The following is a 24,350-nucleotide window of genomic DNA, read 5'->3' as shown; positions in this document are numbered from 1 at the left end:
TTTTAATAGGCTTTTTAAAAGCTACAAATCCATAAACCAACAGCTAGGAAGCAGCATCTACAGGAAAGGAAAGCTTCGCGCTTGCACCGCCTTGCTCGTTTTGGCTCAGCTCAAAATGTCCTTTGAGCTCCTCAGCTCGCCAACGCATATTCTTTAGGCCATGCCCACCAGCTTGTTCAGGTTCATCGAAGCTTCCATTATCATCCACTTGCAACAAAACTTCCTTGTCGCTCAAGCTTACCTTCAAGGTAATTTCATCTGCTTCGCTGTGCTTCAAAATATTGGCGAACATTTCTTGCAGAATGCGCAACAAGTGCAAGCTTTGCTGGGGCTGGATATTTATTTGATCGACTTCGGTGGCTACCTGCCAGCGCAATCCTACACCCAACTTAGCAAGCTTTTTATTAATGCGATATTTAAAATCGGCCAGCAAGGCCTGTAAATTACTCTCACTCACATTCAAAGATAGAATGATCAAGCGAAAATCATCTAGGCATTCTCGCAGTGCCGAAGAAATATTATCCCGTATCTCGCTGTTCTTTTCTTTTTCAATCATGGCTAGTGAGGCCACCAACTGGCCACCGATACCATCGTGCATATCTTTCATTATGCGAGCACGCTCATCAGAAATGGCCTTGCTGCGCTCTAGCTCAATGGCTTCTTGACGCTGCTGCTCTAGCTGGGTATTTTTTTGCGATAGCTCATCTACGGATTCATTTAAGGATTTGGTCGCTTGGGCGATACGGTTTTGCAGCTGCACTTCGTTTTCTTGCAAGCTGCCGACCATTCTATTGAACATGCGCTGTAATTCTAAAATTTCACCTTCACCATCCTCAGGGCTGCGACTATTTAAATCGCCCATCTTCACTTCTTTTGCCGAAGCGGCCATATTGGAAAGTGAAGCGCTTAAGCGGCGGCCAAATAAATACACCATAAAGATACCCAGAGCCACGGCGGATACGGCGACAACCATAATACGAAGATAAGCTTTCTCTCGCAGGCTGGAATGCTCGTCTCTGGATAATGCAATTTCGATTTGCCCCAGGCGTTCTTCTTGATCTTCTTCAATGCCCGCCAAGGCAGACACTTCATCTGGCGATACATCTTTACTGTATATCGGGATAATAAACAGACGATCTTTATTGATGACGGTATTGTGTTTGCTTTGCTCAGCCAGAATTTTATTATTAACATCCACAAAGCGAACCGAACTCACCGCATCGATATTGATTAAGATGCCGGCAATTTCACTTAGACGTTGCACATCGCCGGTGTAAAAATAAAACTCTGACATCAACACCGCTTGGGTTGAAATATCATTGCCTCGGCGCTCTAGGCTACTTTCGATATCATCTAGTGATTCAGAGAGCATAAAGACACTCACCGCAGCTACCACTAGCAGCAGCGGCATCATGGCAATAAATAGCAACTGACTGCGAATATTTCTAGCGAGCACGACTCTGCCTCCCTAGAATTTTTTGCTTTTGCTCCGGCTGCTGAAGCTGCTGACGGATTAATTCTGGCTTGTAACGTAGGGCCCTAGCAATATTGTCGTTAATTTCTAAGTTTGCCTCGGGGTAGACGATGGCATCTTGAGCAAAGCTATCGGCCGCTTGCCAGGTTTTCACTAGATCTGCCGTCTCTTTAGCGACCTGCTCTTTGCTGAGATAAACGGCAAGCATAGCACCGGCTTTGGTAAAAGCACGACTATGGGCAACGATAGGTAATTGGTAGCTATAAGCCTGATGCAATAATAGGCGAGCATTTTTTCCGCGCCATAATTCATTATCCAGTGGTGCCAATATCATAGCCGCCTGATAAAACTCATCTTCTAAGCGGGATATATTTCTAGCATTTGGCTCGATGCTGCGGTGAATAAGTTGTAGGGCTTCGCTCTGGCTTAAATCCTCTACTTGCTTATTGAGTAGCGCATTGTTCAAGCTATTGGGGATAAGAACTGTTTTATTGGATCGCTCAGCCAAGAGTAACTCTGCCAATGCATACATACGTTGTAGTGGCTGATTAATCACAATGGCTGCCCAGCTACCAACTTTGCGCCCTTCGGTAGCCTCGCGGATAAAAGCTTCTTCTACAAAGCTAAAGACAATCTTATTCTGTTGCCCGTTCTGCAGCGCAAAGTTAGCGGCCTTTGGGCCAAGGGCTAGTAATAGATCAGTTTTATCAAAACCTTCGGCAGGTGCTTGCAGACCGTAGCGAATCGACAGATCATCTTCGGCGATACCACGGCTACGCATTTCAGTTTTGATTTGCTCGGCGGCGGCCTCTAAAGATTTACTTTGCTCAGGCACAAGGATATGTATATCGGCAAAGCCCGGAAGGCTGCCAAATAAAAGCGCCAATAAAAGTAGATAACGAGCTGTCATCTAGCGCTTGGCCAGAGTAAAACCGAGATAGTACTGAGGCTCTATAAATAGGTCCTCATTGAATTCTTGGTATGAGCTATTAAACGACAATGCTCCAAATTTCACTTCCAGCTCCTTGTCACCGATATCCCAAGTTTTAGCTAGGGAGAGATCCATACGAGTGTATGATTTCACGCGATCTCCAAAACCATCCCAATAGACTTCGTCCATATATTGTATGGAATAGCCTGCTTGCCACTGATTTATGGGATAAGACACAAAAATCCCCGCACTCCATTTAGGCGCACGATCCTTATAGATTCTTGGCAGAGATGGGTTTATTCGCAATAGCGAGTAATGGTGACTGCTGCCACGATTAAAATGAAACCTTATAAATTTATTCAATTGTGGGCGGTAGCTGATCTCACCCTCTATGCCTTGGCTGTCGTAGCTATCATAATTGCCAATACGGGTCGCAAAATTGCGCAGTGGATCAATGACCGAGCGATCAGAAGCATAATCGATCATATTATCTAAGGCTTCACGATAGGCGCTTAGCTCCCATTGCCAAAAGCCAGATTTCCCTTGGTAGGCAAGGTTTAGGTTGAGGATCTTTTCGGCTTCTAAATTCTCATCAGAGATGTAACGCTGATCCAGCAAAAAGCCATTGCTTAACTCTGTTTTGGTATCAAAGTTTGCCTCTAGTAGAGAAGGCTGACGATAGGCTTGAGACGCCGCAATACGTAAACTTTGTTGTGGCTTAAACTCCCAGTTCAAACTTAAGCGCGGCGACCAGTGAGAACCTTGATCACCGGTATTCTCATAAAGCAAGCCCAAGTTAAGCAAAACGGTTTCACTTAGAGGCTGCTGGATATTGGCAAAGCTTCGAAAACTCGTTTCTTCAACTTCACCCTTTTGCGGAAAATAGGAAATACTTTTTAAGAAATCCTGCCGAACCCCCAAACCTACAACCGCTTTAAAACCACCATCGCCGTGCCAGCTATATTGCCCTTCTAAATCGGCGCGTCTGCCTTTATGGGTGCTGTAGCCGGTGCGGTAAAACACATCGTCCGATCCAGTAACTAATTTGAAGACTTCTGGGCTTAAGCCTACGATTTCATATAGTGGAATAGTAAAGGTAAGGTCGTCTTCATCGCGATCGCTGTAATAGGCTTTGATTCCAAAATCGCTGTTGGCGCTGTAATTTTTCTGCCAGGCAATTTTTGCTGAAAAACCATTGACCTTTCGATCTCTTGGCTGGAATTCTCTAAATTCGGCAGCGCCGGTTTTGCCATTGTAAAAGTTAAACTCAATATCTAGCTTAGAGCCATCGGATAGCTGACTAACGCCGGCAAAACTAAAATTGTCATGATCTTTAAAATCGTGAAAATTATCTAAACCATTGGATCGGCGTTTCCATAGATTTACGCGATAATCCATTAAAGCGCCTTGCCCAGACCAACTCGCTTGATACTCACGCTCACCTTTATTACCCACTCTTACGGAATAACGGTAAGGCTCGCTCAAGCCTGGCTCACGAGTAATAATATTAATAGCTGCGGAAATAGAATTAGAACCATAGGCTGAAGCTGAAGGCCCCCGTACCACTTCGATACGCTCAATATCATTGATATGAACGCCCAAAGTATCCCAATCAACAACCGATAAAGTAGGTAGGTAAGCCGTACGGCCATTGATTAATACTTGCAGGCGGTTGCTGAATTCCCAGCCACCGCCATGAGAATTCACAGAATGAGTACGGCCATCAGCACGCACCACTTGAAAGCCAGGCACTAGGCGCAACACATCGGCGATATCGGTATAGGCCGAAGCCGCAATCATGTTTTTATCGATTACGGTTACCGCTGAGGGGCTATGTAAAATAGATTGGTTTAAACGGCTTGCACTGATAACAACTGGCAAATCCAAATCCATGGATTCATCCATCGCCATGGTGGGCATAGCGGCCAACACGGCCAGTGGAAATATCAAACTCTGTTTGTGCTGCTTCACAGTGTTAGGCTCTTAGATAATGCCTTTTTTGGTGGCTTCATAGATGGCCCCAGTGCGGTTGGTAACCGCTAGCTTTTTATAAATATTCTTAACGTGGGCATTTACCGTATGAAAGGATACATTCAGCATATTGCCGATCTCTTTAGAAGTATAGCCTTTACTGACCAACAACAAGATCTCGTGTTCGCGCTCGCTCAAGGTATTATGGCTATCTTCTTCATGGGCTGGTGCTGGCTTAAATTCCTGAAGCAAGAAACGCGCTACGCCTGGGCTTATAGGGGCGCCGCCTTCTTGCATTTGTTTAATGGCGTTATTGATCTCGAAGAATTCATCATCCTTCAGTAGATAACCCGATGCACCTGCACGCAACGCATTGATCACATGGGCTTCATCACCAAAGATCGTAATCACGATAGCCAGCTGGGTGCTAACCTTGCTTTGGCGCAGCATCTTAATCAGATCAATACCATTACCGTCGGGTAGATCTAGATCGGTAAGTAAGATATCTGGGGATGAGTTTTCCAGCATGGCGGCGGCGGCTTTAAAGGTGCCCACCGAGCCCACCAAGCGAAATTCACCACCTTCGATAATGGCGGTTTCTAGTCGCTCTCGGGTGGCTTCACAATCTTCTACGATCAATAAGGTGGCTTTCATCACTACATCCATATCTTAGGTTTGACCGCTCAATTCTGTTATTATGAGCAGCCACTGGCGCTTAGTCGCTAACATTCACTTGCTCTCTAGCGGCTTCGCCATGCGCATTCCGAGAATCTACACCCCACAAACATTATCAAGCGGTCAGACCATCAGCCTAGAAGAGGCTGCTTCACGTCATGTCAGCAAAGTCTTACGAATGGCTGCAGGCCGTGAACTAACCCTATTCAACGGTTTAGGGGGTGAATACTCAGCTATTATTCATGAGGTCGGCAAAAAAGTCACTCAAGTAACGATTACCGATCATAACAAGGTCGATCGTGAATCCCCATTACACAGCCATTTAGCGATTGGAGTGTCTCGTGGTGACCGTATGGACTGGGTTTTACAGAAGGCATGTGAACTAGGTGTGACAGAAATTAGCCCGCTATTCACCGAGCGCACCGAAGTTAAGCTAAACGGCCCACGATTAGAGAAAAAACAGCAGCACTGGCAGCAAATTCTGATCAGCGCCTGCGAGCAATGCCAACGCAATCAGCTACCCCGCTTGAACAATGCCATTAACATTAATAGCTTCTTGGAAGATGCACCCAAGGGGCAAAAATGGGTATTGCACCATCGCGACAGCAAAGGTTTAGATCCAAGCCAATCGATTGAACAGGCTTGCCTACTAATCGGCCCTGAAGGAGGCTTGAGCGAACCGGAGATTGAAGCTGCCAAGGCGGTAGATTTTGAAGCCCTTACCCTTGGGCCAAGGGTTATGCGCACAGAAACCGCCCCATTAGCAGCATTAAGCTTGCTGCAATATCACTGGGGCGATTTGTAAAAAACCTGCCAAGCAGGCTTAAAAAGAAATTAGCTCGATACTTATTGCCAGTATCTAAAGCTCGGCCGCCATCGCCTCTAAAGCGGGCACATCGGGAATGGCCGCTTCTTGGCCATCAACGATAACGGTCATTTTCACATAGGGAAAATCAGGAGCATCGGGTAACTCTTGAATTGCTTCGGGTGTTACTCGTGCTACATGGGGAATACCCTGGGCAATCACGGCCACATAGGCCAGTTCAGAACTTATGCCCGTAGCATTGATGATCGCCACCTGGTTATAGCCAGAAACCTCGCCGCGCGGTAAGCCATTTAACTCTTCAAAAGACAGTAAAGGCACTTGCTGATCTCGCCACTCATAGCGCCCAATATAACCTACGCTTTCTTGCTCAGCTGGGATAAAACGAGATTTTCGATACGGTACCATTTCGGCTACTGAAATAGTCGGTAATAATAGTGTAAAGCCAGCCACCGGCACCGCAAGACTGGGGACTTCTGTGGGGCGTTCTTGGGCAAGTTGTTCCATAAAAATTACTCCAGACCTTAACTGGCGACCTTATCTAATTTTGCTGCTGGTATTTGCTCGCCTGCTTGGTTCTCGACCCGTTCGGCGGCTTGCACCTCTACTTGTACATCACTGAGCTGCTGACTAATATTTTTTGCTAACTGTTTAGGGCTGCCACTAAATTCGATCTCGGCGATTTCGGCAGCCGCTATTGGCATATAAGGGCTAATACTGGACTCAGGACTCTGAACCCAAATTTGCGCACCGCGCTGCTGTGCGAAACGACAGGCCTCGGCGCCATCCCCAGCCATACCACTAAATATAATCACACCCAGCTGACAGCTATTTATTGCCGCCACTTTGGTCGCGGCCGAGTAAACAAACTGATCGATACTCGGTGAAAAATCGCTGGCCCATGCGCGCCCATCGGCTTCTAACATGCCTTGAGAGTTTAACAGCAGGCGTTTTTTAGCGCCCAACATCAGCACCTTGCCAGCGGCAACCGCTTGACCGGCTTCGGCAATTTCTACTGGGTAAGGGCTGTGTTTTTCGACCACCTGACGAATCAGAGGAACGCCGGCCACACTGCTGTGCTGTATATAAATAAAGCCTGCATCTAGACCATCGGGCAGTGCGGCGAGAAATTCGCTTACCGCTTCTGGGCCGCCGGTTGAAGCACCAAGAATCCAAAGTTGCTTTGGCCAACGGGCTACTTGGGTTTCGCCTTGGCGAAGCTTATGCAACTTTTGCATCCAACGCTGACGCCACTCGCCGAAGCTCGCTGAATCTTTTTTGGGGATATCTTCATCGGCCAACATCAAGGCACAACTTTGCTCGGCCAACCAATCGGCCAAAGCATCATCGTCATGATCTTTTACGCATACAATCCAGGCATCGGCTTGCAGCTGATTGATTTCGCCTTGCCAATCTATATTCGACAAGGTATCTGCAAAAATAGACTTGCAGCCTAAACCGGCTAGCAAGTCGTTAAAGCCCTCTAGGCTGGCATCATCATTAGCAATAACACCCAGCTTTAAGCCCTGCAAATTTCGCTTCATCGTTAAGCTTGCTCAAGCGCTCGCGGAACAATGCCAATCAGCTCATTAATATTTTCTAGCAGAGCCTCTTCTTGATACGGCTTACCCATATATTTATTCACACCAAGTTCCATGGCGCGCTCGCGGTGCTTATCACCAGTTCGAGAGGTAATCATGATAATAGGCAGGTCTTGCAAGCGACGACTACCGCGTACGTTCTTGGCAACTTCAAAGCCATCCATACGTGGCATTTCGATATCCAGCAACATGATTGCCGGGATTTCGTCCTGCAGAACTTTCAGTGCCTCCATACCATCTTTAGCAGTAATAACGCGATAACCCTGACGCTCTAAGAAGCGGCCAGCTACCTTACGTACCGTTACAGAATCATCCACCACCATTACGGTAATTTCGTCGTTTTCACCGCTTGGTAAAGCAGGCTCTTCACTCAGCAGCTGCGGCTGATAACTCATGGCTGCTTGGCGACGAATCAAGGCCACAGGATCGATAATAACAACCACGCTACCATCACCCATAACAGTTGCACCGGATAAACCCTGCACACCCGCAAACTGCGAGCCAAGACTTTTCACCACGATTTCGCGGCTACCCATCAGGGAATCTACTTGAATCGCAACCACATGTTCGGTGGTTCTTACTAGCACGACCGGAAGCGGAAGAATCTGATCTTCCAGTTTTGGCTTAGCGCCAGTGCCAAGCATTTCGCCAAGATAACGAACCTTATAGTTCTCATCGGCGTACTCAAAACGTGCTTGGGGATCTTGATAATAATGCTCTAACTCGAACGGGCTAACGCGCACAATACCTTCGATGGTGTTCAATGGTAAGGCGTAGGAGTCGTCGCCAATCTGCACCATCAAGGCGCGGTTTACCGATACCGTAAACGGTAGGCGAATTAAGAATTCAGTACCTTGGCCCTGCTGTGAGTTAATAGTAACCGCACCGCCAAGTTGTTTAATCTCACTACTTACAACATCAAGACCAACACCGCGGCCCGAAATTTGAGTCACCGATTCAGCGGTAGAGAAACCCGCCTGCACAACAAATTGCATTATGTCGCGATCGCTCAGCTGGGCATCGGCGGCCATCATGCCGCGCTCAATAGCTTTGGCCTTAACTTTCTCTAGATCAATACCGCGACCATCATCAGCCAAGCGCAATAGAACATCGCCACCCTCACGGGTTAGACTTAATACGATGCGACCATGCGGCGCTTTGTTTTCGGCGGCACGCTCTTCGGCTGATTCAATACCGTGGTCCACCGCATTACGCAGCATGTGCTCCAAAGGCGTAACCATGCGCTCAAGTACCGAGCGATCCATTTCACCTTCGATATTTTCCATCTGCAAGTTAACTTGCTTGCCTAGCTCGGTTGATACCTGACGAACAATACGGCGTAAGCGCGGTACCATGCGAGAGAAAGGTACCATTCGCGAACGCATCAAACCTTCTTGCAAATCGGTATTAATGCGCGACTGTTGCAGTAGTAGCTGTTCGGCATCTCGCGCCTTATCAGATAGCGTATGTTTTAAATCCAATAAGTCAGAAGCCGACTCAGTTAATGAGCGCGATAGCTGCTGCAACTGAGAGTAGCGGTCCATTTCCAGCGGATCGAAATCTTCATGCTGCTGCAACTGCTCCTGACGGAACAAGATCTGGGCTTCGGTTTCGATATCCAAACGTCGCAGCTGCTCTTGCAAACGCATAATGGTGGAGTTCATTTCATCCAGCGATTGACCCCAATCGGATACCTGCTGTTCCATTCGGCCACGGGAGATCGAGGTCTCACCAGCGAGGTTAACCAAGCTTTCAAGAAGATCGGCTGGAATCTTAATAACTTCTTGCGGCGCGCTGCGTTGAACTTGCAGCTTATTTTGCTCGCCTTGTACCGGCGCCTGGCTTTGCACTTGCACCTGTTCAGCTTCAACAACAGCAACTTCTTTAGGCGCTTGCTCTTCTGTCTCTTCTTCAACAACTTCTACGGCAGCAGCATCATCAGTGGTAGTTTTGATTTTGCTGATTAGGCGATCTTGATACTCATGCACCTGAATAAAGAACTGGGGGTCTTTACTGGCTTGCTCTGAGTTATTAATGAGATAAGTTTCGAAATCATGCGCTAAATCGCCCAGCGTCGACAGACCCGCCAAACGTGCACCACCTTTCAAGGTGTGCAAAATACGCTTAAGCTCATCGGCATGCTGATGATCATTGGGCGCTTCTTCCCAATCGTGTACCGCTTCTTCAATCTCTTCGATTTGCTCTTCGGCTTCTTCGTAGAAGATTTCTAGAATTTCGGGATCAACTTCGTCTTCAGCGTCTACTTCTTCTACTACTTGAGAAGGCTTGGCAGCCGCCGCATCCAATAAACCTTTAATGTACTGACTGGTTTCACGCTCGCTAACTTCTGGTGCGGCCGACGTTTCTTGAACCTCTGCAACTTCTTCAGTGCCTTCATCAACGGCTTCGACTTCCGTTTCGCTTTCAGGCTCGCTGTCGACCTTTTCTTCAACCTCTTCTGCTGCTTCTAGCTCGGCGGCTTCTGGTTCAACCACTTCCTGCTCAGCAACTTCAGTTTCACCATCATCAACATCGGCAACTGGCTCGCTTACCTCGGGTATATCTAGGCCTTGCGCATCAGATTCCAAGGCGGCTACCAGCTCATCACTTGGCAACGGCAGCTCTTGGGTTGCCGCTACGGCATCGAGCATATCCAGAATACATTCATGACCTTGTTCTAAGTGCCCCAAAACTTCAGCATCAAAGGTTTCAGCATCTGCTGGCACATGTTTGTAAACCGCTAATAGCTGTTCACTTAATTGCGCCACTTGCGGCAAACGTGCCTGCTCGGCAGCCTCATGCAATGCATGTAATTCGGTACTAATGGTTGCCACATCGGCGGCCGGGCCACCCGCACGCCAGCTCACCAATAGGCGATCAGCATCAAGCAACAAATCCATTCCACCGGCCATAAAGGCGGTGAGCTTACTTGGATCTGCAGAGCCTAGTGGTGAATCCTGCTCTTGGTGAATCAGGTGACCAACATTAAGCTCGTACTGCTCGGCAACGCGAGCCAAGAACATATCTTTTTCTGGAATTTGAATTTCTTGGCGCGCTTTAATTTGCTCTAGAGCCGCTTGAATATATTCACGGGCATCGACAAATAGCTGCAAACTATCTTGGTTCAAAACAACCTGATAGTTACGCATTTCTTTGGCCAGGCCTTCCAGCGGCGTTGCGATTTCGGCCACCTCGGTAACACCTGCCATATGGGCACTACCTTTCAAGGTGTGCAAGGCACGCTGCATTGGATCACTCGGTGCCTCATATAAAGGGGCGGCTGCCAGCATGCGCTCGTTAAAGCGGCCCACTTCATACAAATGACCTTCAGCTTCGGACACAAAAATTCCCCAAAGCTGGTATTCCTCTTCGCGTTCTTCGTCTTCTTGGCTGAGTGGCTCGGCATCATCAGCTGAGACAGCAGTATCGCTTTCATCAGCAGTTGAGTCGCTCGCCTGCTCTTCTTCAGTATTTTCCTCAGCTTCTGGCTTGTCATCCAAACCAATAACACTGCCGCCATCGGCCAGCACCGCTGCCCATTCTTGCAGCTGCTGCAACTCCGCTTCATTTTCTACCGCTGTTTCCGCGGCAAAGGCTTCAACCAGACCAGGCAAATGTGAGCGAACACGATTAATCAAACTAACTTGCTGCTCGTTTGGCTCAATCGCACCATCGATAATGCGATTAAGCATGTTCTCTACCGACCAAGCCAACTCACCAATGCTGAAGGCTTTTACTAATCGGCCACTGCCCTTTAAGGTATGGAATGCGCGTCGGAACTCGCCCAGCGATTCTTGATCAGAGAAATCCATTGCCCAGCGCGGGAAGTAATCATCGATAGATTCAATAACTTCCGCCGCTTCTTCAATAAAGATCTCGCGAATTTCGCTATCGACTTCATCTTCATCCTCGTCATCATCTTGCTGCACCGAGGATGGGACGGAAGCGAATGTATTTGTTTCCGCTAGATCAATTTCTTCATTTGCCGCGTTTAGATCTTCAACGACCTGCTCAACAACTTCTCCAACAACGGCTGGCGTATCATGCTGAGTTTGATGATCAGTTACAGCAGCTGCTTCTTTTTCTGGCTCGACATACTGAATCTCAACTACGGCATAGCCCAAATTCGCCAAACTTTCTTCGGCAACTTCGAGTAGTTGATCTTCGGTGTTATCAACACCAGAACGCAGTTTTTCCAAATAGTATTCAACACTGGATATAGCATCTGCCAGAGTATCTAACTCTACCCACTGCGGCGCACCGGCATCGCCTATCAGCAACTTATCGTCAATATATCGTGCGGCGGTGTATAGAATATTGGCAGCACGCTGCAGTGGAATGATCGCTAAACCACCCGCAATTTCTTTTAACAGAGCTGGGGTTTCTTGCAGATGGGTGACATCCCACTGCGAGGCAATATACTCAACAATAGATTGCTTTACGGTTTCTAAGCGACTGTAAGATTCTTGTACTACAGCCTGCTGGGCGTCATCGATTCTTAATGCGGCAAGCGTTTTACTGTCAACTGTTTCTTGTAATCGACCAGAGCTTGCAATAGCTTCAAGCTGATGCTCAACATGCAGAATGTCTTCCGCCAGCGTCATCAACTCTTGTCCGTGTAAGTCACCATCACGCAGCTTTAGGCGCAACGACTCTTCTATTTGATTAACTTGTTTTGGCAGCTCATTAACGCCCATTACCATCATGGTATCCGCAACGCGCTGGAATACCGGCAACATATCTTCTAGGGAGTGAGCTTCACCGCTGTCTTCACTAAACTTTTCTAAGGTTTGTTTAATTTCATCCAGCTCTTCTTTCAGTGCCTTGGTCACCGAACGAATCGTATCGAGCTGTGGTTCAGACACACTGGAGATAGTCGCCTGATCATTACCCCCAAAGGCTTGATCGAGGGCATAGCGCTCACGTACGGCGCGAATAGCATCGGATGATTCCGTACTACAAGCCACATAAAATAATAGGGTACGCAATAACTCCTGGTTAGGCGCTACATTTAAAGCTGGCACACCTTTTTGGGAGATCAGTTTGATGTCACGATGCAAATGACGCATTAATGCGCGCACTGCCAAGCCTGAAGAAAGATCTTCATTGCTTAGGCTGTCTAACCAAGCCTTGGCAATATCCCACTGCTGTAATCGTGGGCTCGCTTGGCTAATAGCCTTTAAGCGAAGAAAAATTTTATTTAGATAATCGCGATTATCTTTTACATTCATGCCGCGCAGAACACTGGCCGCAGCAAACTGGAACATCTGCTGTAGCTTTTTAGCTACCGCTAGAAAATGATCTTGATCAGCTAGCAGCTTAGGCGCCGTACCGAAACGTAACTGCAGCGCCGACAGATCAGGCTTAAAGCCCACAGAATCAATAATGAGCGAATCACCACGTGCCGCACGCAGTTCGTTAACGAGGGGAAATACCGCTGAAGAATGGAAACCCGTACCACGCTGTATCTGCTGTAGAAACAGCGGCAACTGTACGATGGCACGCATTAAAGTATTGGCAACTGTATTATCGGCTGCCACAGCACCATTAAGCATCTCTTGGGTAAGCAGCTCCATTTCTTGAGCCAACATGGTTGGGCCTTCAAGCTCAACCATTTGCAAGCTGCCGTAGACCTGATGCAAATGTGTTAGACAGAATCGCAGCTGGGTAGCATCCTGCACATCGCCCATATAGGCTTCCAGTGCTTGCCGGGATTGATTTAGGGACTCGGAAATTTCACCGAGTACCCAATCCAGTGCTGTTAAGTCTCTTTTTTCTTCCATAGTAGGAAGTATCCCCAATTATTCTTTATTGCGCTGGTAAACCTGCACAGCACCGACATCCACCACTTGCATGCGCGGATTGTGCCACTTGGTTACCTCGCCCAAACCAAGCACTAAATAGCCACCTGGCTTTAAGCGCTCGGCGATGTAATCTAATATTCTTAGGCGCTGGGGCTTACGAAAATACACCAACATATTTTGCGTAAACACTAGATCCATTTTCACTATCGGCATTGTGTCGATATCAACAATATTGGCCTGACTAAAACAGATACTTTTTGCCAACGCGGGCTTTACTCGATAACGCCCATCTTTTAACTGTTCAAAATAGTGCTGCTTTTGTTCATCCGGCACGGTATCGAACCTAGTTCTGCCGTATTCACCTTTGCGTGCTTGCGCGATGGCCCTGTGACTAATATCCGTAGCCACAATGCTGTAAAACCCAGAGCCATACAACTCGCGACCAGCCAGCTGATCTTCAAAACCCATTGCTAGTGAGTAAGGCTCCTCTCCACTGGCGCAGCCTATGCTCCAAACATCAAAACAAGCCATTGATGCATTCGCTTGTCGGCGTTCTAAAAACTGCGCAAATGCAGAATTTACAAAATCATACGATGGCCGATGCCGATAAAAACTGGTTTCACTGACCACCAGTTTTTCAATCAATAGAGCCTGCTCTAAACGACCGCCAAGGCCACTATGCACAAACTCGTAATAAGCCGAGTAGTCGCTATAACCTATCGCCTGCATGCGCTGATTAATCTGCACCTGCAACATACTGCGAAGCTGTTCGCCAACTGCTATCCCTGCTCTTTTTTCTAATAATTTTCGCCAGCGATTAAACTCTAAATCGCTCAATCCGCTGGATACTTGTAAAGACCAAGACATTTAACAGTTATCTTAAGAGACCTCGTTCACCCCTATTTCGTCTTACTGATTACCAGCGACTTCCAAGGTTTGTTCTTCTTCATCCAATGATGCATCTAAGCCATCAACATCATCTAAACTGATTTCCACATCGGCATCATCGGCCTCGGAGAAGACCACATCATCTTCATTTGCCGAATCCATGCGCATGCCTTCGGGTAAGGTAAAGCCCGCAACCGAATCCTGTAGATCGGTCGCCATGTCAGCCAAGTTACCAATTGATTGTGCCGTTGCACTGGTACCCGATGAGGTTTGCGAGGTAATTTCCTGAATCACGTTCATCGTATTAGAAATGTGACCAGCTGATGAAGCCTGCTGACGTGCAGCGTTCGAAATGCTTTGAATCAATTCCGCCAAGCTAGACGATACGTTTTCAATTTCTTCCAGTGCAACACCCGCATCCTGTGCTAGGCGCGCACCCTTAACCACCTCAGTCGTGGTTTGTTCCATCGAGGTTACCGCTTCGTTGGTATCGTTCTGAATCGCTTTTACCAGGCCTTCAATCTGCTTGGTTGCCGCAGCAGAACGTTCCGCCAATCGCTGTACCTCGTCCGCTACCACCGCGAAACCTCGACCGGCGTCGCCCGCCATCGATGCCTGAATCGCGGCGTTCAATGCAAGAATGTTGGTTTGGTCGGCAATGTCGTTAATCAAGCTTACGATATCACCAATCTCCTGGGATGATTCACCCAATCGCTTAATACGTTTTGAGGTGTCCTGAATCTGCTCACGAATCGTATCCATGCCCGTGATGGTGTTCTGTACCACCTTCGCACCATTGTTAGCGATCGTTACCGATCGCTCCGCAACGCCCGCTGATTCGGCGGCGTTTACAGATACTTGGTCAATGGTTACCGCCATTTCATTTACCGCTGCCGATGCACCGGCAATTTCTTGCGCCTGGTGTTCGGATGCCTCAGCGAGGTGCAGCGCCGTTTGCTGTGTACCTTGTGCCGCTGACGATACGCTGGTTGAGGTGGTATTGATTCGGGATACCAGAATACGAAGTTGGTCAATCGCGTAGTTAACCGAGTCCGCAATGGCCCCGGTGAAGTCTTCCGTTACCGTTGCGGAGGTGGTCAAGTCACCATCAGCGAGGTCGGCAAGTTCATCAAGTAATCGCAGAATCGCCTGCTGGTTACGATCGTTCGCCGCAGCGGATTCTTCTAAGCGCTTACGAGAGCTGCTCAGTAGCTGAGCACCAATTACGATCAACAGTACAACGCCAATGAATGCAATCACAGCAATGGTGGTGTTGTTTGGTTGACGCTGCTCAGACGCGGTTGCAATACCGTCGGTTAAATCACTCAAGGTTTCTAGCAATACTGGGGAGTCATCCAGTAGCGCATCAGACGCCTGACGGGCCTTAAACAGTGAAGGTGATGCCTCAAAGATTTCTTTTACCGAGGAACTTACGAAATCAAAAAGCTCTTTAATTTCCACCAAACTTTCGATTGCATCGGTATCGGTTACCTTCGAAATACTCATCGCAACGTCGCCGTCACTCATGCCGGAAAGAACTTTACCGAACAAGTTTGCATCGAGGTTAAACTGATCCGCTGATTCCATTGCATCGGAACCACCGCGAAGCATCTTATCTACGTTTCGACCAATACGTTCCGCACGCCAAGACTGCATCTGGGCTACCGCCACCTGATCCGCCGGTGCGTTACTTTCCAAAAGAATCTCTACAATGTTGTTATGCTCTGCCTGCAGCTCTGGAAGCGACTGGTTAAGAGTGTTTGCAACATCATTGAGGAAGATAATGGTGTCTTTATTGTTAACAATCGTTCGCGAGTTTGACTTCACACGCTGCCAAACGCTATCAAAGGCCGCGTACTCAGCCGCCATCATAGTGCGGTTGCTTTCATCCTGAGTTCGTACTGTCTGCCAAGTACTGTCCATGGTGGCAACCACCTTAGACAGCTCAGAGAATGCCTTCTCATCACCGGAGGTAGATTCTCGGGACAACGACGACAGTCGATACGATAAAGCTCGTAATTCAGCGGTTAACTGGAGCTGCTCTTGGTCTTTTCCAGCATCGCGCTGGAGTAAATAAAAGCTCACCGCCATAGCGATAAGCGATGCCACCAGAGCTGCAATCAACGCCGCCATGAACGGGTTGCTGCGTACGGTTAAAGCAAAACTTTTAGAATCATTTTTCATGCTAGGCGCTCCTGACCTATTAGCATTTAAGTATATTTTTCCAAGGGCTCGCCAGCTACAGCGAAAACCAAATTAGCTCAACGCGGCATTGGCAAATCTTGGATCTTCGATCAATTTGGCAGTACTAAAAACCTGCCAGTTGCTATCACTTAACTGATAACAACCGGACAAGCAGCTGCTTACTGCCTCCAATTTGCTATTGGCCTGCTCCTGAAAAGTCTCCAGGGGAAAATGCTGCATACCAAAAACTTGGTCTACAATCAGACCAGCGTAGACGCTATCCCTTTCTAAAATTAGTACACGATGCTGTCTTTTTGAGTTGTTAAGTTTGCCGCCAAAGAAAGCCGCCATATCAAATAACGGCAGCAATCGACCACGCACATTAGCAACTCCGACTACCCAGGGCTGCACCCCAGGTAAACGAGTTGAGGCCGGTATCTCGAGCATTTCCGAAAGCTCGCCTACCGGGGCAATAAACTGCTCGCCAAACAAAGAAAAACCGATGCCGCTCCACTGTAACTGAGCTTCAGCATCGAGGTCTTTACCGGCGCCACCAGGCTTAGCGGTGAGCGAAAGCTCGGATAATACATCAAAAGCGCTAGCAGTCGTGCTCATAGTGATACCTGCCGTCTAACTGCCTTAACCATTAAGACATCACATCATTAATAGTCTGCAACAGCGTCTTTTCTTCAATCGGTTTTGTTAAGTAGGCCTTTGCACCTTGACGCATACCCCAAACCTTATCGGTTTGCTGATCTTTAGTGGTTACTATGATCACCGGAATGTTGGCGGTCTCAGGAGCTTTGGTTAACTGCCTAGTGGCCTGAAAGCCATTTAGACCAGGCATTACAATATCCATCAACACCACGTCTGGGCGTTCTGCTTTGGCTTTATCCATGCCTGCTTCACCAGTGTCTGCTGTGATCACTGCATGTCCGTTCTTACTTAACATACCCGAGAGCTTGTGGGTCTCTGTCGGTGAATCATCGATAATAAGTACGGTTGCCATATTCCCCCCAATGCTGGCTTTATTGTTGTTAGAGTTTTAAGCACTAGTCAGGCGCACTTGGGATTCGATCGCGCCGATAAGTTCACTCTTGCTAAATGGTTTGGTCAGGTATTCATCTGAACCGACAATCCGCCCTTTGGCTTTATCGAACAAGCCGTCTTTACTGGACAGCATGATCACCGGAGTGGATTTAAACTGACTATTATTCTTAATTAATGCACAGGTTTGATAACCATCCAAACGCGGCATCATGATGTCGACGAAAATAATGTCTGGCCTGTTATCTGCAATTTTAGCCAGCGCATCAAATCCGTCTGTCGCCGTAACTACGGCGCAGCCTACTTTCTTGAGCAGGGTCTCGGCCGTACGACGAATCGTTTTACTGTCGTCGATGACCATCACCGTAAGGCTTTCAAAATCTACATCCATCGGATCGTGACCTTTGAGTAGTAGCTATAATAATTATCCGCTTACGCGGGGCTGTTTCATTGATTGACTTCTCACCTTGAAGCTCAATTTCGCTTTGGCGTCCAACAAATATAGTCCAGCCAAGGAATATTCTCGCCAAAGCGGTTGGCCGGCATTTGGCGCAACTGTGCTACAGCCAAGCTGCCAATTTTTAACACAGTTCCTAGCTTTTATCCATAACCCGTTGAAATAGATAAGCAAAGGCTCACAGAGTTTAGGGAATTGATGGGCATTGGCAGATAAAAAGTAATCGATTCTCTACGAAAGCCGGCAAAACAAAATTTTGCGCTGGGGAGCCCACAAGAGGATCTAGCCGCCAATGTACCTCATTCACCTTACAGTACCTTGACACAAAACAGCATTTGCCTAATGTCACACAAGTTCTTATGCTTGCCACCCACCTATTTTGAAGAGGCTTGATTATGCAGGTAAAACTTGGTGTCGTTATGGACCCAATCGCCGCCATTACGTACAAAAAAGATACAAGCTTAGCCTTGTTGTTAGCTGCTGCCGAGCGAGGCTGGGAGCTGTACTATATGGAACAGGCCGATTTATACCTGGATCAAGGCCGCGCCATGGCCAACATGAAGCCCCTGCAGGTTTTCGCCAACCCAGAAAAGTGGTTTGAGCTTGGCGACACAGTGCAGCAGCCCATTGCTGAGCTAAACGCCGTATTGATGCGTAAAGATCCTCCTTTTGACTCCGAATTCATCTACTCAAGCTACATTCTCGAAGCCGCCGAGTGCGAAGGCTGCCTGATCGTGAACAAGCCCCAAAGCCTGCGCGACTGCAATGAGAAGGTCTTTGCCACTCAGTTTCCAGAGTGCTGCCCACCGGTATTGGTTAGCCGTAGCGACCAGCAGCTGCGTGACTTTCACCAGCACCATGGCGATGTGATCTTTAAGCCACTTGATGGCATGGGCGGCGCCGGTATTTTTCGCTGCAAACAGGATGACCCCAATGTAGGCGTTATCTTGGAAACCCTGACCCGCTTTGGTCAAGAAACCATCATGGCTCAGAAATTTATCCCGGATATCAGCAATGGCGACAAGCGCATTTTGGTTGTTGACGGCGAACCAGTGCCATATTGCTTAGCCCGCATCCCTGCCGAAGGCGAGACGCGCGGCAACCTAGCAGCCGGTGGCCGGGGTGTCGCTCAAGAGTTAAGCGATCGCGATCGCTGGATTGCTGAACAAATAGCCCCAACCTTAAAAGAAAAAGGCCTGCTATTTGTTGGTCTAGACGTTATCGGTGACTATCTTACCGAGATTAATGTCACCAGCCCCACCTGCGTACGCGAGATCGATGCAGCCTACGGTACAAATATTGGCCAACAATTGATGGACGCGATCGCCAAGCGTATTAATTAATCTTGAATATGCTTAAAGCAGCGTTTGCATCAACGCTTGCGCTGCTATAATCGCAAAATGTCTATAGCCGCCACGCCAAGCCCAAGTAGCAATGACCGCTTGTATTTTACTGCCTTTGTCGCAGTGGCTGTGCACGCGCTTATTATTCTTGGCCTGACATTTGATATTGATATGAAGCCTAAGCCTGCGGCTTCATTAAATATTACCTTGGCGACTCACAAAGATTCTCAAGCCCCCGATAAAGCCGACTTTCTCGCCCAACACAATCAGCAAGCTAGCGGCAGCATTGATGAATTACGCGAGCTGACAGTCGACAAACAGGCACCTATTGCCGACACCCAAATTAGAGATATCACCCCTCCCAGTGAGCGCCTACGCAGCGAGCAAACCGCGCAACAGCAAAAGCTCTTAGCCACCACTGGGCAAAGTCGCAAAATAAGCAGTAGCCAAGATAAGCAGCAGCGCCAAGAAAAGAGCCAAGGCGAGTCTAATGTTGAACTCTTACACAGCGCCGAGATTGCCAGCTTGCACGCCAAGCTCGCACGACAGCGCCAAGCCTATGCCAAACGCCCACGTATTCGACGCATTACCTCTGTGGCTACTCGCGCCTCTATTGATGCCGAATACCTAAGTAAATGGGCCAGCAAGATCGAATTTGTCGGCAACCGTAACTACCCTGATGAAGCACTGCAGCGCGGCATCACCGGCACCTTGCGCGCCGCGGTAACGCTGTTACCTAATGGCAATGTCGATAAAGTTGAAATCTTGCACTCTTCGGGTCAAAAACTGCTTGATCGCGCAGCCCTGCAGATTGTTTATTTAGCCTCGCCGTTTGCGCCTTTCCCCCAGGAGATTCGCAAAACAACGGACAAACTAGAAATTATTCGAACCTGGCATTTTGAAATTTCCGGTTTGAGCACCAGCCGATAAAAAAGGCCTACCATGTCAACGCAAAAACAAGCCATGAATCTCGCCAATCAATTCTTGATTGCCATGCCAGGCTTAAACGATCCAAATTTTGAACGCAGCCTGATTTACTTGTGTCACCATGACGATGAGGGCGCAATGGGCCTAGTGGTGAATCAAGAAACCGAAGCCAAGCTTGACGAAATCCTTGAACAGCTGGATATCGACTGCGACAAAGAAATGCAGCAAAAAGTTTTGCACGGTGGCCCAGTAAGACAAGAGCAAGGTTTTATTTTGCACAGCACCGATAATGGCCCTTATGCAAAATCTGACATTATCAGCGAAGACATCGCCTTATCAGGCTCACTGGAATTATTGGAGCATATAGCTCAGGGTAGCGGCCCACAGCATTTTTTAATTAGCTTGGGCTACGCCGGTTGGGCGCCCGACCAGCTGGAGGAAGAGATTCAAAGCAATAGCTGGCTAACAGCACCAGCCAATAGCGAGATTCTTTTTCAAACTCCAAGCCACCTAAAATGGCAAAAAGCGGTCGCTTCACTAGGCTTTGACCCAGACACATTGCAATCAACAGCCGGGCACGCCTAAGCAGGAATCACTATGAGCACAATCAAAACCGTGCTGACCTTTGATTACGGCCTGCGTAACATTGGTCTAGCCCAAGGCAATTTATTGAGCCGCACTGCGCAAGAATTAAAACCGCTCAAAGCGAAAGATGGCACCCCTAACTGGGATGAAATTTCCAAGCTACTCAAAGAGTGGCAACCTGATTTAATCGTGGTCGGCCTGCCTCTCAATATGGATGACAGCGAAAGCGAACTTAGCGCAAGGGCGAGAAAGTTTGGCAACCGCATTCATGGCCGCTTTGGCATTAAAGTCGAGATGATGGATGAGCGCCTATCTTCTTTTGAAGCAAAAGAAGAAGCTAGTGAGAGAGGACAGTACGGCAATTATTCCAAGCAACCCATCGATTCAATCGCGGCTCGTTTGATTTTGGAAAGCTGGCTGGCCAAGCAAGACCAGCCCTAAAACAGCCGCTTAGAACAAGCGGCCTTTATCATCATTGTCATCACCCTGCAAAGAAAGCTCATTGGCCACATTGCTAAGGTAATCGGCATCGGTTTCTGAGCCTAGCTTAATCATCAAACGTAAATCGTTTGGCGAATCTGCGTGTGCCAGAGCATCTTCATAAGTAATTTCACCCGAGTCATATAACTCGTACAAAGCCTGATCAAAAGTTTGCATCCCCAATTCATTGGATTTTTTCATAAGCTCTTTAAGCTCATGAACATCACCCTTACGAATCATGTCCGCAGCTAAAGGTGAATTCAGCATCACCTCCAAACAAGCGCGACGGCCATTGCCATCCGGCGTAGGAATCAGTTGCTGAGCGACAATAGCGCGCAAGTTTAAACTCAAGTCCATCCACAATTGATTGTGACGATCGGCTGGGAAGAAATGGATAATACGGTCCAAAGCCTGGTTAGCATTGTTCGCGTGCAAGGTACATAAACATAAATGCCCGGTTTCCGCGAAAGCAATTGCATGCTCCATGGTTTCTCGGGTTCGTACCTCACCAATCATAATAACGTCAGGCGCTTGTCGCAGGGTGTTTTTCAGTGCGACTTCAAAAGAATCGGTATCAATCCCCACCTCACGCTGGGTAACAATACAACCCTGATGCTGGTGGATAAATTCAATCGGATCTTCAATTGAAATAATGTGCCCTTTTGAATTGCCATTGCGATGGCCGATCATTGCCGCAAGTGACGTTGACTTACCGGTACCCGTCGCCCCCACATAAATAATCAAGCCACGCTTAACCATCGCCAAATCTTTAATAATGGCAGGCAAGCCTAGGTCATCAATTTTAGGGATAATGGTTTCAATTCTACGCAGCACCATTCCAGCTAGGTTACGCTGGTAAAAAGCACTGACACGAAAACGACCAATACCACGGGCACTGATCGCAAAATTTAGCTCGTGAGTTTGAATAAACTCTTGGCGCTGCTGCTCGTTCATCACCCCCAACACCACTTCGCGGGTTTTCTCTGGAGACAAAGGTGTGGTGGTAACAGGTACAACTTTACCGTGTAATTTAATTGACGGTGGAACACCTGCTGTAACGAAAAGATCCGAAGCCCCTTTCTCTACCATCATCGCCAATAAGCGTTCAAATTCCATATCGGTTCCTTAAACCAAACGAGCTTAGAAGTTTTCTGGCATACGGGCTTTTTCCCGCGCCACTTCACGAGAAATAATACGCTTCTCAACTAAATCCGATAAACATTGATCCATGGTTTGCATACCAATGGCACCACCGGTTTGAATAGCTGAGTACATTTGGGCAACCTTATCTTCACGGATAAGATTTCGAATCGCCGAAGTACCACGCATAATCTCATGCGCTGCCACACGGCCACCCTCTTGACGCTTCATTAGCGTTTGAGAAATCACCGCCTGCAAGGATTCTGACAACATGGATCGAACCATGGATTTTTCTTCAGCAGGGAATACATCAACCACACGGTCAATGGTTTTAGCCGCGGAGGTGGTGTGCAAGGTACCAAATACTAAGTGACCGGTTTCTGCCGCGGTTAGGGCTAGGCGAATGGTTTCCAGATCTCGCATCTCACCAACCAAGATGATGTCGGGGTCTTCACGCAAAGCCGAGCGCAGTGCATCACTAAAGCTGTGGGTATCACGATGCACTTCACGTTGGTTTACCAAACATTTTTTGGATTCGTGTACGAATTCGATCGGATCTTCAATGGTTAAAATATGTTCGTATTTATTATCATTGATGTAATCGATCATCGCCGCCAAGGTAGTGGACTTACCCGAACCAGTTGGCCCTGTTACCAAGCACAAGCCACGAGGCACGGCTGCGATTTCACGGAAGACCTGGCCCATGCCCAGCTCTTCCATAGTTAAAACTTTCGAAGGAATGGTACGGAACACCGCACCGGCACCACGATTCTGATTAAAGGCGTTCACACGGAAGCGAGCAACTCCGGGCACTTCAAATGAAAAATCCGTTTCCAGATGCTCTTCAAAGTCCTTACGCTGCTTATCGTTCATGATCTCATAAATCAGGCCATGAACCTGCTTATGCTCCATCGGCGGGAGGTTGATGCGGCGCACATCGCCATCAACACGAATCATAGGTGGCAATCCAGCCGACAAATGGAGGTCAGATGCCCCCTGTTTAGAACTAAAAGCTAACAGCTCCGTAATATCCATAATGGCCTCAAAACAGCTTAAACTGGTGTCTTCCCCCACCGCAGCCCGCATCTAATAGCCAACGAGCTTCATTTAGGTGGTTTATATTTAGCAGTCGAACAAGCCATACACCGTGCACCGCCCTCGCTGCCACCCTCAATTATAGTTGAGGTGTTTTCCTTTGCTATACGGTAAACTTTGACCTAGAGACCCAAGAAAAGCAAATACCCATCCGCTAATTTCCACCTATTTGTGCAAAAAGATGCTCGATCCCGCTCAAACCGTTGCTGAACGTTTAAAAATAGTGCAATCACGCATTACAGAGGCTGCCAGCCAAAGTGGACGCTCAGCCAGCGATATTCAATTATTAGCTGTAAGCAAAACCAAACCGCTGATCGATATCTTGCAGGCTTATCGTGCTGGGCAGATTGATTTTGGCGAGAACTATTTGCAAGAAGCCCTGCAAAAACAGGAAGAGCTAGCCCTGCTCCAAAATGAAGCACAAGCCGCCAGAAATATCTGCTGGCACTTTATTGGCCCCATTCAATCCAATAAAACACGCGCTGTTGCCGAGAACTTCAGCTGGGTGCACAGTGTTGATAGATTAAAAATTGCACAGCGCCTCTCCCAACAACGAGACGAGCAACAGCCAGAGCTAAACATCTGCCTGCAGGTAAATCTGGATAATGAAGAAAGCAAATCTGGCTTTAGCCCACAGGAATTGCCGCAACAGGCTATTGAGATAAGTAAACTACCAAAGCTTAGGGTTCGCGGTTTAATGGCGATTCCAAAACCACGCCAAGAGTATTCAGAGCAACTTCAAAGCCTGCAGCGTTTACAGCAGTTGCAAGATGAGCTTAATAAGGCCGGGCTTAGCTTAGATACCTTATCGATGGGCATGTCACAAGATCTTGCAGCGGCTGTAGCAGCCGGCAGCACCATGTTAAGAGTGGGCAGCGATATTTTTGGGCCCCGCAACTAATCAGAAATACAGAAAAAGCCGATA

At 47.9% G+C, this 24,350-nt stretch carries 20 protein-coding genes; 6 read left to right on the top strand and 14 right to left on the bottom strand.

Annotated features, from left to right (window positions below):
- Positions 1 to 43: 43 nt before the first annotated feature.
- The 4 genes from Q1A08_RS19070 to Q1A08_RS19055 are packed head-to-tail and all read right to left on the bottom strand — an operon-like array spanning position 44 to position 5,030.
- The gene (locus Q1A08_RS19070) at positions 44 to 1,456 is read right to left on the bottom strand and encodes a HAMP domain-containing protein (RefSeq protein ID WP_299775877.1); all 1,413 of its coding nucleotides are present in this window, start codon (positions 1,454 to 1,456) and stop codon (positions 44 to 46) included.
- Entirely contained in the window at positions 1,446 to 2,384 is a 939-nt protein-coding gene (locus Q1A08_RS19065; protein ID WP_299775875.1) for a hypothetical protein, read from the bottom strand. Before Q1A08_RS19065 ends, Q1A08_RS19070 begins: the two co-directional genes overlap by 11 nt.
- A complete protein-coding gene (locus tag Q1A08_RS19060; protein WP_299775873.1) occupies positions 2,385 to 4,376 on the bottom strand; it encodes a TonB-dependent receptor in 1,992 nt (663 codons plus the stop codon).
- Positions 4,377 to 4,388: 12 nt separating this feature from the next.
- Positions 4,389 to 5,030 carry a response regulator transcription factor gene (locus Q1A08_RS19055; protein ID WP_299775871.1) on the bottom strand — a complete coding sequence of 214 codons (642 nt, stop codon included), beginning with the start codon at positions 5,028 to 5,030 and terminating at the stop codon, positions 4,389 to 4,391.
- Positions 5,031 to 5,130: 100 nt separating this feature from the next.
- Between Q1A08_RS19055 and Q1A08_RS19050 the strand changes: the two genes are divergently transcribed.
- Complete coding sequence (locus Q1A08_RS19050; RefSeq protein WP_299776005.1) at positions 5,131 to 5,856, top strand: 16S rRNA (uracil(1498)-N(3))-methyltransferase; 726 nt, start codon at positions 5,131 to 5,133, stop codon at positions 5,854 to 5,856.
- Positions 5,857 to 5,910: 54 nt separating this feature from the next.
- On the opposite strand, the gene Q1A08_RS19045 is transcribed toward Q1A08_RS19050, so the two are convergent.
- The 8 genes from Q1A08_RS19045 to pilG form a co-directional block, all read right to left on the bottom strand.
- Positions 5,911 to 6,381 (bottom strand): chemotaxis protein CheW, encoded by a 471-nt coding sequence (locus tag Q1A08_RS19045; RefSeq protein ID WP_299775869.1) that lies wholly within the window; start codon positions 6,379 to 6,381, stop codon positions 5,911 to 5,913.
- 17 nt (positions 6,382 to 6,398) lie between these two features.
- Positions 6,399 to 7,418, bottom strand: coding sequence for a chemotaxis protein CheB (locus Q1A08_RS19040; protein WP_299775867.1), 1,020 nt, complete (start codon positions 7,416 to 7,418; stop codon positions 6,399 to 6,401).
- Positions 7,419 to 7,420: 2 nt separating this feature from the next.
- A complete protein-coding gene (locus Q1A08_RS19035) occupies positions 7,421 to 13,258 on the bottom strand; it encodes an Hpt domain-containing protein (RefSeq protein WP_299775865.1) in 5,838 nt (1,945 codons plus the stop codon).
- Between the two features lie 18 nt (positions 13,259 to 13,276).
- Positions 13,277 to 14,146, bottom strand: a complete 870-nt coding sequence (locus tag Q1A08_RS19030) for a CheR family methyltransferase (protein WP_299775863.1) — start codon at positions 14,144 to 14,146, stop codon at positions 13,277 to 13,279.
- 42 nt (positions 14,147 to 14,188) lie between these two features.
- The gene (locus Q1A08_RS19025) at positions 14,189 to 16,351 is read right to left on the bottom strand and encodes a methyl-accepting chemotaxis protein (protein WP_299775861.1); all 2,163 of its coding nucleotides are present in this window, start codon (positions 16,349 to 16,351) and stop codon (positions 14,189 to 14,191) included.
- Positions 16,352 to 16,423: 72 nt separating this feature from the next.
- Positions 16,424 to 16,966 (bottom strand): chemotaxis protein CheW, encoded by a 543-nt coding sequence (locus Q1A08_RS19020; RefSeq protein ID WP_299775859.1) that lies wholly within the window; start codon positions 16,964 to 16,966, stop codon positions 16,424 to 16,426.
- Positions 16,967 to 16,997: 31 nt separating this feature from the next.
- Positions 16,998 to 17,360, bottom strand: a complete 363-nt coding sequence (gene pilH / locus Q1A08_RS19015; protein ID WP_299775857.1) for a twitching motility response regulator PilH — start codon at positions 17,358 to 17,360, stop codon at positions 16,998 to 17,000.
- Between the two features lie 36 nt (positions 17,361 to 17,396).
- Positions 17,397 to 17,789 carry a twitching motility response regulator PilG gene (gene pilG, locus Q1A08_RS19010; RefSeq protein WP_166852824.1) on the bottom strand — a complete coding sequence of 131 codons (393 nt, stop codon included), beginning with the start codon at positions 17,787 to 17,789 and terminating at the stop codon, positions 17,397 to 17,399.
- Between the two features lie 461 nt (positions 17,790 to 18,250).
- Between pilG and gshB the strand changes: the two genes are divergently transcribed.
- The 4 genes from gshB to ruvX are packed head-to-tail and all read left to right on the top strand — an operon-like array spanning position 18,251 to position 21,151.
- A complete protein-coding gene (gene gshB / locus Q1A08_RS19005; RefSeq protein WP_299775852.1) occupies positions 18,251 to 19,198 on the top strand; it encodes a glutathione synthase in 948 nt (315 codons plus the stop codon).
- Positions 19,199 to 19,255: 57 nt separating this feature from the next.
- Complete coding sequence (locus Q1A08_RS19000; RefSeq protein WP_299775850.1) at positions 19,256 to 20,128, top strand: energy transducer TonB; 873 nt, start codon at positions 19,256 to 19,258, stop codon at positions 20,126 to 20,128.
- 12 nt (positions 20,129 to 20,140) lie between these two features.
- Entirely contained in the window at positions 20,141 to 20,710 is a 570-nt protein-coding gene (locus tag Q1A08_RS18995; RefSeq protein ID WP_299775848.1) for a YqgE/AlgH family protein, read from the top strand.
- A 12-nt stretch (positions 20,711 to 20,722) separates the two neighbouring features.
- Positions 20,723 to 21,151, top strand: a complete 429-nt coding sequence (gene ruvX / locus Q1A08_RS18990; RefSeq protein WP_299775846.1) for a Holliday junction resolvase RuvX — start codon at positions 20,723 to 20,725, stop codon at positions 21,149 to 21,151.
- A gap of 9 nt (positions 21,152 to 21,160) precedes the next feature.
- On the opposite strand, the gene Q1A08_RS18985 is transcribed toward ruvX, so the two are convergent.
- Together Q1A08_RS18985 and Q1A08_RS18980 are read right to left on the bottom strand one after the other, a co-directional pair.
- On the bottom strand, positions 21,161 to 22,306 hold the full coding sequence (locus tag Q1A08_RS18985) for a PilT/PilU family type 4a pilus ATPase (RefSeq protein WP_299775844.1): 1,146 nt from the start codon (positions 22,304 to 22,306) through the stop codon (positions 21,161 to 21,163).
- Between the two features lie 24 nt (positions 22,307 to 22,330).
- Positions 22,331 to 23,365 (bottom strand): type IV pilus twitching motility protein PilT, encoded by a 1,035-nt coding sequence (locus tag Q1A08_RS18980; protein ID WP_299775842.1) that lies wholly within the window; start codon positions 23,363 to 23,365, stop codon positions 22,331 to 22,333.
- Between the two features lie 241 nt (positions 23,366 to 23,606).
- Between Q1A08_RS18980 and Q1A08_RS18975 the strand changes: the two genes are divergently transcribed.
- Complete coding sequence (locus tag Q1A08_RS18975) at positions 23,607 to 24,326, top strand: YggS family pyridoxal phosphate-dependent enzyme (protein ID WP_299775840.1); 720 nt, start codon at positions 23,607 to 23,609, stop codon at positions 24,324 to 24,326.
- The last annotated feature ends 24 nt before the right edge of the window (positions 24,327 to 24,350 follow it).

This window comes from uncultured Pseudoteredinibacter sp. (genome assembly GCF_947500695.1).
In the GTDB taxonomy this organism is placed as follows: Bacteria; Pseudomonadota; Gammaproteobacteria; order Pseudomonadales; family Cellvibrionaceae; genus Pseudoteredinibacter.
Note: the sequence above shows the minus strand (reverse complement) of the source record. Positions and strands in the feature narration are given on the sequence as shown.